Origin of the sequence: Microvirga lotononidis (genome assembly GCF_034627025.1) — a bacterium.
Classification (GTDB): Bacteria; Pseudomonadota; Alphaproteobacteria; order Rhizobiales; family Beijerinckiaceae; genus Microvirga; species Microvirga lotononidis.
Window position 1 is genome coordinate 647737 of record NZ_CP141048.1, and the last position, 13144, is coordinate 660880.

Sequence of the window (13144 nt, forward strand, 5' to 3'; positions counted from 1 at the left end):
CCCTGCGCAAGCGATAGCAGCCTTGTGAGATCAGCAACAGGCCGTTATACGGCCTGTCCCGTTCGGAAAAAGCAGCATGTCCTGTTTAACGAACGAAAGGGTTGACTTAGAGAACGGGATGTCTCATGTGTCATATCGACATCCCCGACGTCACTGAAAAGGCGACCTCATGAACGCCCCTCTCGGATATCTCGGCGAGCAGACCGCCCAGCGCCTGATCCCGGCGGAGCCCATCGTGCGCCTGGAGAAGGTATCGAAGACTTTCCCCGGACGTGACGGGCAGCCCGTGACGGCCCTGCAGGAGATCAATCTGGCCGTGCCTCAGGGCTCGATTCTCGGCGTGATCGGTCGGTCGGGCGCCGGCAAGTCGACCCTGATCCGCCTGGTGAACGGGCTTGAGAAGCCGACCTCCGGCAAGGTGATCGTCGACGGCGCCGACATCGCGGCCCTTCCCGAGGCCGCGCTTCGCCATGCCCGCCGCTCCATCGGCATGATCTTCCAGCACTTCAACCTGCTCTCATCGCGCACGGCGGCCCAGAACATCGCCCTGCCGCTCGAGGTCGCAGGCTACGACAAGGCCGAGATCAAGACCCGGGTCGAGGAGCTCCTGGCACTCGTCGGCCTCACGGACAAGCGCAACCGCTACCCTTCCGAACTCTCCGGCGGCCAGAAGCAGCGCGTCGGCATCGCCCGTGCGCTCGCCACCAAGCCCAAGGTTCTCCTGTCGGACGAGGCGACCTCGGCCCTCGACCCGGAGACCACCCGGTCGATCCTCGACCTGCTCGGCCGCATCAACGACGAGCTTGGCCTGACGATCCTGCTCATCACCCACGAGATGGCGGTGATCCGCAACATCGCCCGCGAGGTCGCGGTGATCGAAGGCGGGCGCATCGTCGAGCAGGGTGATGTGTTCGAGGTCTTCACCCGGCCGCAGCACGAAGTGACCCGCTCCTTCCTGGCCGACGAGTCCGGCCGCGCTCTGCCGCCCTACGTGCAGAGCAGGCTCAGAGCCGAAGCGACGCCCGGCAGCCAGGCGGTGGTTCGCATCGGTTTCCGTGGGCCCCACGCCACGGATCCGGTTCTCGCGCGACTTGCCCGCGATCTCAATATCGAGACCAACATCCTGTCGGGCTCGGTGGACGAGATCGCAGGCCGGCCCTTCGGCACCCTCGTGGTCGGCGTGCCGGAGCAATCCCTCGCCGTCACTCTCGATTTCCTGAACAAGCACGGTCTCGACACGGAGGTCCTCGGCCATGTCGCCTGAGATGATCCGCCTCATCGCCAATTCCACCGGCGAAACCCTCTACATGGTCGCAGTCGCGGCCCTGATCGCCACTCTCCTGGGCCTGCCCCTGGGCGTATTCCTCGCCACCTCCGGAAAGGGCGAGCTGTTCGCCGCCCCCTGGGTGAACCGCGTCCTCGGTGTCGTGGTCAACGCCACCCGCTCCACGCCCTTCATCATTCTGGTCGTCGCGATCATCCCCTTCACGCGCCTGATCGCCGGCACCTCCATCGGCACCAATGCGGCCATCGTGCCGCTGACCATCGCGGCCACACCCTTCATCGCGCGCCTCATCGAAGGCGCAATCCGTGAGGTGGATCAGGGGCTGATCGAGGCGGCGCGCGCCTTCGGGGCAACGCCGATCCAGATCGTGCGCAAGGTTCTGATCCCTGAAGCCCTGCCCGGCATCGTGCTCGGCCTGACGCTCGCGGTCGTGTCGCTCCTCGGGTTCTCGGCCATGGTCGGCGCGGTCGGCGGCGGCGGTCTCGGCGACCTCGGCATCCGTTACGGCTACCAGCGCTTCATGCCCGAGATGATGCTTGCCGTCGTGGTGGTGCTCATCGTCCTCGTCCAGGCCGTGCAGAGCATCGGCGATCGCCTCGCCCGCCGCCTCAACAAGCGCATCCGCCACGCCTGATCTTTACCAAGCACATCGTTCAAGGAGTATCCGATGTCCCTCAAGAAGCTGGGGCTTGCCGCCCTGTTCTCGCTTGCCGCCCTGCCCGCTCTTGCGCAGCAGACGCAGACCATTCGCATCGGCGCCACGCCCGGCCCGCATGCGCAGATCCTCGAAGCCGTGAAGCCCATCGCGGCGAAGAAGGGGCTCGACATCAAGATCGTCGAATTCTCCGATTACGTGGTGCCGAATACGGCCCTGGCGGGCGGCGACATCGAGGCGAACTCCTTCCAGAACCAGCCCTATCTCGACAATCAGGTGGCCGATCGCGGCTTCAAGATCGAGAGCGTCGCGCTCACCGTGAACTTCCCCATCGGAATCTACTCGAAGAAGCACAAGAGCCTCGATGCTCTCCCGAACGGTGCAACGATCTCGATCCCGAACGATCCGACCAATGGCGGGCGCGCCCTCATCCTTCTGCAGGACAAGGGCCTGATCAAGCTGAAGGAAGGCACCGGTTACAAGCCCACGCCGCTCGACGTCACGGACAACCCGAAGAAGATCAAGTTCGTCGAAATCGAGGCCGCGCAGGGACCGCGCGTGCTCGACGACGTGGATGCCTCGGTCATCAACACCAATTACGCGACATCCGGCGGACTCGATCCGGTAAAGGACCCCATCGCCCGTGAGAACCCGAAAGGTCCTTACGTGAACATCATCGCGGTGCGCAGCGAAGACAAGGACAAGCCCTGGGTGAAGGCCCTCGTCGAATCCTATCACACCCCCGAGGTAAAGAAGTTCATCGAGGAGAAGTTCAAGGGTTCCGTGCTGACCAGCTGGTAAGCGGCGCATTCTCTGAGCATCCGAAAGCCGGGCCTCGTGCCCGGCTTTTTATTGTTCCGCGTCGAGTGCATCGACGCGCACTCGACCAAAGCCGCCTTGACAAAAAAGCCGGCTAAGTTTCCACATCGCATGGTTCCTTGAAGCACAATGTCAGCCGGGCCGATGCAGCCCGGCCTCCCGGGAGGAAAAGCCATGCGAGTATCACTGTTGGGCTTGGCCCTTACGACGGCCCTCTGCGCGGCCCCGTTGGCCGCGCGAGCCCAGGCGCCGATCACCATCTACTGCTCCATCCTCGAAGAGCAGTGCCGCGTCGGCGTCGCGGCCTTCGAGAAAGCCACGGGCGCGAAGGCCACGATGGTGCGCAAGAGCACCGGCGAAACCCTGGCGCAGATCAGGGCCGAAGCCTCGAATCCACGCGCGGACGTGTGGTGGGGCGGTCCCGGCGATTCCCATATTCAGGCGGCCGAAGAAGGGCTGACGGTCGAATACAAGTCGCCGAAGCTGCCCGAACTGCACGATTGGGCCCAGCGCTTTGCCGAGCAGGCCGGCTACCGCGCGACGGGAACATATCTCGGCGCGCTCGGCATTGGTTACAACACGAAGGTGCTCGAAAGCCGCGGGTTGCCGGAGCCGAAATGCTGGGCTGATCTAATCGATCCGAAATATCGCGACGAAGTGCAAGTTTCCGATCCGAACTCGTCCGGCACGGCCTATGTCTTCCTGGCTTCGCTCGTTCAGCTGATGGGTGAGGACAAGGCCTTCGACTACATGAAAAGCCTGCACAAGAACGTCAACCAATACACCAAGTCGGGGGCCGCTCCGGTCAAGGCCGTAGCACTGGGAGAAACCGGGATCGCCATCGCGTTCATGCACGACATGGTGACGATGATCGCCGAGGGGGCACCGGTGAGAACGCTCGCTCCCTGCGAGGGGACGGGTTACGAGACCGGCTCCATCTCCGTCGTGAAGGGCGGCAAGAATACGGAGACGGCGCAGAAATTCGTCGATTGGGCGCTCTCGGCCGAAGCGCAGAAACTCGTGGGCGCGGACCTGAAGATCTACTCGATCGCGTCCAACAGGAACGCTCCGATTTCACCGGATGCACCGAAGCTCTCGGACATGAAGCTGATCAACTACGACACCGCCAAATATGGCTCCGTGGCGGAACGGACGCGCCTGCTCAAGAAGTGGGACGCAGAGGTCAAGTCGGCTCCCAAATAGAACCGAACCGGACAAGTCTCTCACGAGTAGGCCGGGCGGCACAGCCCGGCCTTTTCACTTCTGACGGGGTTCCTTGAGGTTCTTGCCGGCAGAGACGAGCTTCCCCTCTCGCTTCGCCTTGACGGCCTCCAGCAGCGTCCACGCGGCGTTGCGCACCTCGTCCTGCACGGCCTGATCACGATCGAGCTCCTCGTGGCTCGTCGCGTAGGGTTTCCAATAGCCGATATAGCGCTCGAACTCAGCCGCACCTCCCGCGGGCTCGAGATCCATGGCGCGCAGCCAGTCGGACAGGCTGCGGCGGACGCCGCCTGCGCCCTCCGCGTCGCCGTGGACGATAACGGAGAAAAGCCGGCCCTCCAGGTGCTTGGGATAATCCCAGCCCTCCAGTTCGAGACCCTTCGCGAGGTCCGTCTTCTTGCCCTGGGTCGATGTCGGATCCGGATTGCCGCCATCGGCGCAGACGAGCCGATCCATCATCAGCTTCAAGGGTGACGAGACCTGATACCAGTTGACCGGGGTGACGATCATGACGCCGTGAGCTTCCACCCATTTGGGGTAGATGTCGTTCATCCAATCCTGGGTCTGTCCGAGCGAGTAGTTGGGATAGCAGGAACAGGGCCAGTGGCACAAAGCCGCCGCCGTCGAGAAGCAGGCTTTGCAGGGATGGATGTGACGGCCGTACTCGGACGTGAGACGGCTCAATTCCAGGACTTCGACTTCGGTATTGCCGGCGCTGGCGAGAACCTGATGGGCGATCTCCACGAGACGGTAACTCTTGGACATCTCGCCGGGACAGGTGTGCTCGCTGCGCGACGAGGCCGAGATCAGGAGGAACCGGGATGGAGCGCCCGGGGCCTCGTGCCGCTTCTGCGCGAGGTCGATCGCCTCCTTCGCGGCGATCCAATCGACCGCGAGATCGTAATCGGGATCGGAGAAGCCCGGTCCTGCCTTGCGGGTCTTGGGGCTTTTCCTGTGATGGCTGTAGGCATCCCAGGCCGCATCGGCGATCCGCTGAAGCTCGCCTGCCAGGGGATCGTAGGCAGGGTCCTGAAACTGCTGGAGAAACCGTTTGCGGAACTCGGCCTGGTCGAGGGTCGGATCGGGCGTACCCTTCCGCGCTTCTGGGACGGACAAGACGAGCTCCTGCATCGAGAGACAATGTGCCAAGCCTGCAACGCGGGGTCGCTATGCCGGTTCCGGCATGGCGCCAGCCGGAGACGATCACTATTTGATTATTCCCACCTGACGTTATTCTCCCGCCGCACGATCAATGGAGCCGTCTATGCCGACCATACCCACTGTCCGCCTGAACGATGGAAACGCCATGCCGCAACTCGGCTACGGCGTCTGGCGGGTCTCCAACGAAGAAGCCGCGAACGTCGTCGGCGACGCCATCAAGGCCGGTTACCGGTCCATCGACACGGCCACCATCTACGGCAACGAGGAAGGCGTGGGTCGGGCCATCAAGGCCGCGCCGGTCTCGCGGGAGGAACTGTTCATCACCACGAAGGTATGGAACGACCGCCATGGCTACGACAACACCCTGCGGGCCTTCGACGAGAGCCTCGCGCGTCTCAAGCTTGATCATGTCGATCTCTATCTCATCCACTGGCCGGTCGCGGGCAGCGAAGCCTATCTCGACACATGGCGCGCGCTGATCAAGCTGAAGCAGGATGGCCGCGCGAAATCCATCGGCGTGTCGAACTTCATGGTGCCGCACCTGCAGCGGCTGATCGGCGAGACCGGCGTGACGCCGTCCGTCAACCAGATCGAGCTGCATCCGGGCTTCCAGCAGACGGAGTTGCGCGCGTTCCACGCGGCGAACGGGATCGCGACCGAGGCCTGGAGCCCGCTCGGCCAGGGAACGATCCTGGAGAATGAAGACCTCGTCGCCCTGGCGCGCAAGTACGACAAGACGCCAGCCCAAGTCATCCTTCGCTGGCATCTGGACAACGGTTTCATCGCGATCCCGAAGTCCGTCACGACCTCCCGCATCCGCGAGAACCTGGACATCTTCGATTTCTCGTTGGACGCGGACGATATGCGCGTGATCGCCGGGCTCGACGATGCCTCCGGCCGCGTCGGCCCGGATCCGGCCGTCTTCGGCTGACGAACACGACGAGCGCTACAGGCGTCCCTTCGCCGGGTCGCCTGTCGCGGCGAACTGCTTGTAGATCGCCTCGGCGATGGGCAGGAGCTGCGCACGGTCGGCTTTCGCCGTGACCACATAGGACAGGCCGTTCTCGATCCAGGAGAATGCCGAGACGCCGTCCCGCTCCTCGAACTGGAACGAAGTCTGCGCCTCATCGCCCGAGCGCGCATAGAGCGTCAGGCGGTTTCCGCCCCCATTCTCGTACATGAAGAGCGCCGCTGCTTCGCCGCTGTCGGGAAGGAGCCGCCCGCCGATGAGGCGATAACCCTGGGCGTTCAGGTTCGGCGCCGTCAGCGGCTTGCCCACGCGGCGCGACAGCCATTGCACGAGATGCGCTTCCTGCTCGGCGGGAACCTCCACGGGATGCAATCGCTCGCTGACATAGATGCGGTGCGCCGCGATGGCGTTGTCGGCAACGCTCACGGCCTCTGCCTGTCTCTGCGCGCGCGACGCCCACCAGACACCGCCCCAGGCTCCCAGAACACCCCCGATGGCAAGCCACGCCAGAACGGCGGCAAAAGCCGCGGGACGCAACGGAGAGCGGCGGCGCCGCGCCGCCACGAGATTGGCGACGCGCAGGCGCGAGGGAATGGGTTCCCGTGCCTTGAAGGCCAATCGCGCACGCAGGGCTTCCCGGAGTTCGATTTCGCGTTCGACCTGTTCGGACGTCGCTGGATGCTCGGCGAGATACGCCTTCACCGCCTCGCGCCGCGGCGGCGGGAGCCTGCCGTCGACGAAAGCCTGCAGATCGTCTTCTCCGATGGGTCGCTCGCCCGTCACTTCACTCTCCTCAAGACGGTGCTGCGCCCGTTCTCCATGAATTCCCTCAGGCGCGCCCGCGCGCGGCTCAGGCGGGACATGACCGTGCCGAGCGGAATATCCAGCACCTGCGCGGCCTGCTCGTAGGACAGGTCCTCGACGCCGATCAGCAGCAGGATGGAGCGCTGCTCCTCCGGCAGGGCGTCCAATCCCCTGAGAACATCATGCAGTCCCGCATGGCCTTCCGGGCTCATGTCGGGCGCCTGAAGGTCGTTCAGCGCGTCCTCTCCCACGTGCGTGCCATGCGCCTTGCGCCGGCGCAGGGCATTGATGAACAGGTTGCGCTGGATCGCGAAGAGCCAGGCCCGCAGATCGCCGTCGCGCCGCTGGTGCCAGCGGCTGATCGCGCGCTCCAGAGTGTCCTGGACGAGATCGTCCGCCGCCTCGCCGTCGCGCAGAAGGGCCCAGGCGTAACGGCGCAGGCCCGGAATCTGCGGCTCGAGAAGGGAAGCGATCTCGTCCAAGGTCAAGTCTCGGTTGGCGGCATCATTCAACGATGAACCTGGGCGTCCGGCAACACTTACGGTGTCGCGACGTGCCAGACATTGTTGACGCCGTCGCCCGTGACCTCGCCCGGCTTGGTGTCCTTGACCCAGAGATAGAGCGGCTTGCCCTTATAGGCCCATTGCTTGGCCCCGTCGTCGCGGGTCACCACGCTCCAGTCGCCGGATGCGGCAGCACCCCCGGCGGCCATCAGGGGCGGCCAGTTCTGGGCGCATTGTCCGTTGCAGGCGGGCTTGCCGGCGGTGTCGCGGTCGAAAGTGTAGAGGGTCATGCCCTTGGCATCGACGAGGGCCTTGCCCTTGCTCGTATCAGCCACCTTCGCCGGGGCTGCGGACTGGGCAAGCACGGCGGATGCGGCGACGAGGGCTCCGGCCAGGATGGCCGGACGCAGCAGCGGATTCATGGGTGTCCTCCTTGAGGTCGACGATGACCACGTCTCAGAGACACTCCATGCGCAGCCTTATTCCCGATGGAGCGACATTTATTCACCGCCCCATCGCGCTGTAGCCGCTCTCGTCGATGGGCTCGCGCAGCTCGATGCGATGACGGCCATTGTCGCGGATCTGCGCCGTTCGAAAGCGGCCGTCGAGCTCGTCCTCGGGACTTTGAAGGATATCGACCCCGGCCTTCCGCAGGCGCGAAACCTCCTTGTCCACATCGGGAACGATGAGGCTGATGACCGGCACCCGCGTGACCGCGGCTTCATTCCCGGCGTTCGGGTCCTGATCCTGTTGCAGCAGGTGATCGACCTCGGTGACCTCCAGGAGAAAGCCGCTGCGTTCCAGAACGGCGGTGCGCCCCTGAACGAAATTCTCGGAGCCGATCAGCCGGAACCCGAGCTTGTCCTGGTACCAGCGCAGGGTCTCGTCGAAGTCGGGCGTCCGGATGGCGGTGGAACTGGGCCGCGAGGTCGGGGCCGACTGCGCCTGGGCCGAAGGGAATTCCGGAATGACGGCAGCCGCGAGGAGAAGAACCAAGCTGGCCAGGATGCTGCGCAGCGATCGGGTCGAGAGTGAGGAACTGCGTTTCACGGAGGATCCCTCGTCAGCCGGAACTTAGCCGTCTTCTCTCATGAACGCCCTCGGGTCCAGATCGTTCGTGGAAGCTCAGGCATTCTCGGAATGCATCAGCTTCAGCAGGAGGGCCGCAAGCTGCTCCGCCTCCTCCTCCGAAAGCTTCCCACCGATGGAGCGGTTGATGGCCGGGCCATAGACACCCCACATGCGCCTCTGGAGCGCCCGCCCCGCCTCGGTGATCTCCACCAGCTGGCGCCGGCGGTCTCCAGGGTAAGGCACCCGGCACACGAGCCCGTCACTCTCCATCCGGTCTAGAAGGCGGGAGAGGTTGTATTGCTCGAAGAGCACCGCGTCCTCGATCTCCCGCGGCGAGGAACGGCCGTCGGGCCGGCGCTTCAGATGCAGGAGGACATCGTACCAGGACAGCGGGGGAAACCCTGCGCCTTTCAGCTCCCCTTCGATATGGCCGACCACAGCCCGCCCCGCCCGGATGAGACGGACCCAGGCATCGGTGACCGCATCCGACGGTTCCTGCAACTCTTGCGCCACGGCAAAGCCCTTCATGCTTCTATGCAATTGCATCATGTTTGACATTTCGATGCAAGTGCATATGAATATCCATGCAAGTGCATGAAATTTCCGCCCGGCTCCTCGCCAAACACAAGGACCACACCGATGAAGCTCTACTATACCCCTGGCGCCTGCTCGCTCGCTCCCCATATCGTGGCCCGCGAGGCCGGTCTTCCGGTCACTCTCGTGAAGGTCGACCTCGCGAAGCATCTCACCGAGACCGGCGAGAACTTCCGCGCCATCAATCCCAAGGGATACGTGCCGGCCATCGCCCTGCAGGACGGCTCCCTGCTCACCGAGGCGGCCGCGATCATTCAGTATCTGGCGGATCAGCAGCCTGCCGCAGGCCTCGCCCCCGCCAACGGCACCACGGAGCGCTACCGCCTGATCGAGTGGCTCACTTTCATCAGCTCCGAGATCCACAAGGGCTTCGGCCCGCTCTGGAATCCCGCGACGCCGGACGCCATGAAGGCAGCCACTAAAGACCGCCTCGCCAGCCGCTTCGCCTATCTTGACGAAGTCCTGAGCAAGCAGCCATTCCTGATGGGCGAGACCTTCACCATCGCCGACGCCTATCTCTTCACGGTCGTGAACTGGACGAACTTCCACCAGATCGACATCTCGTCGTTCAAGAACCTGAGCGCCTTCATGGCCCGCGTCGCCGAGCGTCCCAAGGTGCAGGAAGCCCTCGTGGCCGAAGGCCTGAAGCAGGCGGCGTAAGCCTTCATCGATTGCACAAACAAAAAGCCCCGGAGTTTCCTCCGGGGCTTCTTTATTTTCAGGCTGTCGTGCCTGGAATTCTTAGAAGTCCATGCCGCCACTCAAGTCCGGCTTGCCGGACTTGAGCTTTTCCGAGTGATGGGCGGCTTCTCTTGGACTTCTTAGAAGTCCATGCCGCCCATGCCGCCCATGCCGCCGCCCGGCATGGCCGGAGCGGATTCGCGCTTGGGGGCCTCGGCGACCATGGCTTCGGTCGTGACGAGCAGGCCGGCCACGGAAGCTGCATCCTGCAGAGCCGTGCGGACGACCTTCGCCGGGTCGACGATGCCGGCCTGGAGCATGTCCACGAACTCTTCCGTCTGGGCGTTGAAGCCGAAGGTGTCGGACTTCGCGTTGTCGCCGATCTTGCCGACAACGATCGAGCCTTCCACGCCGGCGTTCTCGGCGATCTGGCGGATCGGAGCCTCGAGGGCGCGCAGCACGATCTTGATGCCGGCATTCACGTCGGCATTGTCGCTCTGGAGCTTGGCAACCGCAGCCTTGGCGCGCAGGAGAGCCGTGCCGCCGCCGGGGACGATGCCTTCTTCCACCGCAGCGCGGGTGGCGTTCAGGGCGTCGTCAACGCGGTCCTTCTTCTCCTTCACCTCGACCTCGGTCGCGCCGCCGACGCGGATCACCGCGACGCCGCCTGCGAGCTTGGCCAGACGCTCCTGGAGCTTCTCACGGTCGTAGTCCGAGGTGGTCTCCTCGATCTGCGCCTTGATCTGCGCCACGCGAGCCTCGATGTCAGCCTTCTGGCCGGCGCCGTCGATGATCGTGGTGTTCTCCTTCTCGATGCGAACGCGCTTGGCGCGGCCGAGCATCGGGAGCTGGACGGTCTCGAGCTTGATGCCGAGGTCTTCGGAGATCGTCTGACCGGCGGTCAGGACGGCGATGTCCTCGAGCATGGCCTTGCGGCGGTCGCCGAAGCCCGGAGCCTTCACGGCGGCGATCTTCAGGCCGCCACGCAGCTTGTTGACCACGAGGGTCGCGAGAGCCTCGCCTTCCACATCCTCGGCGATGATGAGGAGCGGCTTGCCGGTCTGAACGACGGCCTCGAGGATCGGCAGCATCGGCTGGAGCGACGAGAGCTTCTTCTCGTGGATGAGGATGTAGGGATCCTCAAGCTCGGCCACCATCTTCTCGGCGTTGGTGATGAAGTACGGCGAGAGATAGCCGCGGTCGAACTGCATGCCTTCCACGACATCGAGCTCGGTCTCGGCGGTCTTGGCTTCCTCGACGGTGATGACACCCTCGTTGCCGACCTTCTGCATGGCATGGGCGATCATCTCGCCGATGTCCTTGTCGCCGTTGGCGGAAATCGTGCCGACCTGGGCAACCTCGTCGGAGGAAGCCACCTTCTTGGCGCGAGCCTGGATGTCCTTGATGGCCTCAGAGACGGCGAGATCGATGCCGCGCTTGAGGTCCATGGGGTTCATGCCGGCGGCCACCGACTTGGCGCCCTCGCGCACGATGGCCTGGGCCAGAACCGTCGCGGTCGTGGTGCCGTCGCCGGCGATGTCGTTGGTCTTCGAGGCCACTTCGCGCACCATCTGGGCGCCCATGTTCTCGAACTTGTCGGAGAGCTCGATCTCCTTGGCGACGGTGACGCCGTCCTTCGTGATGCGCGGCGCGCCGAAGGACTTCTCGATCACCACGTTGCGGCCCTTCGGACCCAGCGTGACCTTCACGGCATCGGCGAGGATGTCCACGCCACGCAGCATCTTTTCGCGGGCGTCGGAGGAGAACTTAACGTCTTTGGCAGCCATGGGCTATGCCTCCAGTTAAATTGGTAAACTTGGAAAGAAGGGCGAGCGGCTCGATTAGCCGACGATGCCCATGATGTCGGATTCCTTCATGATCAGGAGGTCCTGACCGTCGATCCGCACCTCGGTGCCGGACCACTTGCCGAACAGGACACGGTCGCCGGCCTTCACGTCGAGGGCAGCGATCTTGCCGCTTTCATCGCGGGCGCCGGGGCCGACGGCGACGACTTCGCCCTCTTGCGGCTTTTCCTTGGCGGTGTCCGGGATGATGATGCCGCCGGCCGTCTTCTCTTCGGCTTCGATGCGGCGGACGACTACGCGGTCGTGCAGCGGACGGAACTTCATGGAACTTCCCCTTTGACGATGGGCGCGACCCCTCTGGCCGCGCCTGGTCTTCTGGCTGTTAGCACTGTTCGTTGACGAGTGCTAACGCTGGCGGCGAGATAGGCATATGCGGGAAGGGAGTCAAGAGATCTGCCCTTGGGGCAATGTCAGAAAGTGTTCCCTACCTCCTTTTAGGTATCCGACATGATCGTTTCATGACCATCCCGAAAGCCCTGTCGGAGGGCCGTTTCAGTCGGATTCGGGCCCGCTGGGCGTCTCGGCTATCGCCGCGACGTCAGCATCGCGGCGGCCACGATGAGGATGCCGCCTCCCAGGGTCGCCCAGGTGGGAACCTCGCTGAAGACCCCGTAGCCGATCAGCACCGCCCAGATGAGGGCCGTGTATTCGAGGGGGGCGAGGCGCGCCGCCTCGGCCTTGGCATAGGCGGTTGCCATGAGCACGTGGCCGATCACGCCCAGCACCCCCATCAGCGCGAACCAGGCCAGGTGCTCGTAATGCAGCGGCTGCCACGCCCAGATGCCGAAGGGCGCGACCAGGAGGAACGGGCCCATGTTCTGGAAGATGACGATGTGCAGGAACTTGTCCCGCTGGGCGCGCTGGCGCAGCAACACGAGGCTCAGCGCATAGGTGATCGCCGACAGCAGGGCGGCGCCGACACCCGTCCACGAGCGGGCCGCGTTGGCCTCCCCCGTCTGGCCGAGGACGACCACGAGGGTTCCGAGAAACCCGATGCCGATGGCGCCGACGATCCGGCTGTCGACCCGCTCCCGCAGCATCAGCATCCCGAACAGGGCGATGAACATCGGCGACAGGAACGACAGGACGAGGGTCTCGGCGAGGGGCAGCTGCCCGAGGGCATAGAAGAAGCTCAGGGCCGTGATGACCGCGATCACGGAGCGGATCGCATTGGCCGCGACGGTTTCCCGGTTGGGCCAGCCCGGCCTGAGGACGGCCACGACGCCCGCGACGACGATGCTGCCGCACATGAAGCGCAGGAAGGCGACTTGGAAGGTCGGGTAGGAAGCGGACATCCCCTTGATGACCGCATCCATGATGGAGAGAACCGCGATGCCAGCGGCCGCCCGGAGGGCGGGACCGAATTTCATGATGTCACGACGATGTGAAAGCCGGCGTCCGGGATGAGCGCCGTCGAAGGAAGAGGCTCTTACCGCACTTTCCGCAGCGGTTCACTCCTCTTTTCGGAGCATCGGCAGGAAAGCTCTCCTGCAAATCCTGCTTAAATTCATCCAG

General features: G+C 64.2%; 15 protein-coding genes. 6 read left to right on the plus strand and 9 right to left on the minus strand.

What is annotated here, in order from left to right:
• Nucleotides 1-169: 169 nt before the first annotated feature.
• The 4 genes from U0023_RS02875 (at nt 170) to U0023_RS02890 (ending at nt 3962) form a co-directional block, all read left to right on the plus strand.
• A complete protein-coding gene (locus U0023_RS02875; protein ID WP_009763852.1) occupies nt 170-1264 on the plus strand; it encodes a methionine ABC transporter ATP-binding protein in 1095 nt (364 codons plus the stop codon).
• A complete protein-coding gene (locus U0023_RS02880; protein ID WP_009763851.1) occupies nt 1254-1919 on the plus strand; it encodes a methionine ABC transporter permease in 666 nt (221 codons plus the stop codon). The genes U0023_RS02875 and U0023_RS02880 overlap by 11 nt, the downstream gene beginning before the upstream one ends.
• A gap of 33 nt (nt 1920-1952) precedes the next feature.
• Entirely contained in the window at nt 1953-2741 is a 789-nt protein-coding gene (locus U0023_RS02885; RefSeq protein WP_009763850.1) for a MetQ/NlpA family ABC transporter substrate-binding protein, read from the plus strand.
• A 192-nt stretch (nt 2742-2933) separates the two neighbouring features.
• Nucleotides 2934-3962, plus strand: coding sequence for an ABC transporter substrate-binding protein (locus U0023_RS02890; protein ID WP_009763849.1), 1029 nt, complete (start codon nt 2934-2936; stop codon nt 3960-3962).
• A 54-nt stretch (nt 3963-4016) separates the two neighbouring features.
• Here the strand turns inward: U0023_RS02890 and U0023_RS02895 are convergent, their stop codons facing one another.
• Nucleotides 4017-5096, minus strand: coding sequence for a flavodoxin family protein (locus tag U0023_RS02895; protein WP_009763848.1), 1080 nt, complete (start codon nt 5094-5096; stop codon nt 4017-4019).
• 148 nt (nt 5097-5244) lie between these two features.
• Here U0023_RS02895 and U0023_RS02900 point away from each other — a divergent pair, with 148 nt between their 5' ends.
• Nucleotides 5245-6072, plus strand: coding sequence for an aldo/keto reductase (locus tag U0023_RS02900; RefSeq protein WP_009763847.1), 828 nt, complete (start codon nt 5245-5247; stop codon nt 6070-6072).
• A gap of 15 nt (nt 6073-6087) precedes the next feature.
• Here the strand turns inward: U0023_RS02900 and U0023_RS02905 are convergent, their stop codons facing one another.
• The 5 genes from U0023_RS02905 to U0023_RS02925 form a co-directional block, all read right to left on the minus strand.
• Nucleotides 6088-6894 (minus strand): anti-sigma factor family protein, encoded by an 807-nt coding sequence (locus U0023_RS02905; RefSeq protein ID WP_009763846.1) that lies wholly within the window; start codon nt 6892-6894, stop codon nt 6088-6090.
• On the minus strand, nt 6891-7397 hold the full coding sequence (locus U0023_RS02910) for an RNA polymerase sigma factor (protein ID WP_040639077.1): 507 nt from the start codon (nt 7395-7397) through the stop codon (nt 6891-6893). Before U0023_RS02910 ends, U0023_RS02905 begins: the two co-directional genes overlap by 4 nt.
• 56 nt (nt 7398-7453) lie before the next feature.
• Nucleotides 7454-7840 carry a COG4315 family predicted lipoprotein gene (locus U0023_RS02915; RefSeq protein WP_009763844.1) on the minus strand — a complete coding sequence of 129 codons (387 nt, stop codon included), beginning with the start codon at nt 7838-7840 and terminating at the stop codon, nt 7454-7456.
• Nucleotides 7841-7922: 82 nt separating this feature from the next.
• Nucleotides 7923-8468: a VOC family protein gene (locus U0023_RS02920; protein WP_009763843.1), complete on the minus strand. Its 546-nt coding sequence runs from the start codon at nt 8466-8468 to the stop codon at nt 7923-7925.
• A gap of 75 nt (nt 8469-8543) precedes the next feature.
• On the minus strand, nt 8544-9017 hold the full coding sequence (locus tag U0023_RS02925) for a MarR family winged helix-turn-helix transcriptional regulator (protein WP_040638727.1): 474 nt from the start codon (nt 9015-9017) through the stop codon (nt 8544-8546).
• 111 nt (nt 9018-9128) lie between these two features.
• On the opposite strand from U0023_RS02925, the gene gstA reads away from it, so the two are divergent.
• Nucleotides 9129-9743: a glutathione transferase GstA gene (gene gstA, locus U0023_RS02930; protein WP_009763841.1), complete on the plus strand. Its 615-nt coding sequence runs from the start codon at nt 9129-9131 to the stop codon at nt 9741-9743.
• Nucleotides 9744-9904: 161 nt separating this feature from the next.
• Here gstA and groL read toward each other — a convergent pair whose 3' ends face one another.
• The 3 genes from groL to U0023_RS02945 all read right to left on the minus strand — a co-directional run bounded on the left by groL (nt 9905) and on the right by U0023_RS02945 (nt 12999).
• Complete coding sequence (gene groL / locus U0023_RS02935; protein ID WP_009763840.1) at nt 9905-11551, minus strand: chaperonin GroEL; 1647 nt, start codon at nt 11549-11551, stop codon at nt 9905-9907.
• A 54-nt stretch (nt 11552-11605) separates the two neighbouring features.
• Nucleotides 11606-11893, minus strand: a complete 288-nt coding sequence (gene groES, locus U0023_RS02940) for a co-chaperone GroES (protein WP_009763839.1) — start codon at nt 11891-11893, stop codon at nt 11606-11608.
• 260 nt (nt 11894-12153) lie between these two features.
• A complete protein-coding gene (locus U0023_RS02945) occupies nt 12154-12999 on the minus strand; it encodes a DMT family transporter (RefSeq protein ID WP_009763838.1) in 846 nt (281 codons plus the stop codon).
• Nucleotides 13000-13144 lie beyond the last annotated feature (145 nt).

Coding starts and splice junctions, on each gene's coding strand:
- U0023_RS02875 (WP_009763852.1), top strand. CDS start 170: ATGAACGCCCCTCTCGGATATCTCGGCGAGCAGACCGCCCAGCGCCTG.
- U0023_RS02880 (WP_009763851.1), top strand. CDS start 1,254: ATGTCGCCTGAGATGATCCGCCTCATCGCCAATTCCACCGGCGAAACC.
- U0023_RS02885 (WP_009763850.1), top strand. CDS start 1,953: ATGTCCCTCAAGAAGCTGGGGCTTGCCGCCCTGTTCTCGCTTGCCGCC.
- U0023_RS02890 (WP_009763849.1), top strand. CDS start 2,934: ATGCGAGTATCACTGTTGGGCTTGGCCCTTACGACGGCCCTCTGCGCG.
- U0023_RS02900 (WP_009763847.1), top strand. CDS start 5,245: ATGCCGACCATACCCACTGTCCGCCTGAACGATGGAAACGCCATGCCG.
- U0023_RS02915 (WP_009763844.1), bottom strand. CDS start 7,840: ATGAATCCGCTGCTGCGTCCGGCCATCCTGGCCGGAGCCCTCGTCGCC.
- U0023_RS02925 (WP_040638727.1), bottom strand. CDS start 9,017: ATGAAGGGCTTTGCCGTGGCGCAAGAGTTGCAGGAACCGTCGGATGCG.
- gstA (WP_009763841.1), top strand. CDS start 9,129: ATGAAGCTCTACTATACCCCTGGCGCCTGCTCGCTCGCTCCCCATATC.
- groL (WP_009763840.1), bottom strand. CDS start 11,551: ATGGCTGCCAAAGACGTTAAGTTCTCCTCCGACGCCCGCGAAAAGATG.
- groES (WP_009763839.1), bottom strand. CDS start 11,893: ATGAAGTTCCGTCCGCTGCACGACCGCGTAGTCGTCCGCCGCATCGAA.
- U0023_RS02945 (WP_009763838.1), bottom strand. CDS start 12,999: ATGAAATTCGGTCCCGCCCTCCGGGCGGCCGCTGGCATCGCGGTTCTC.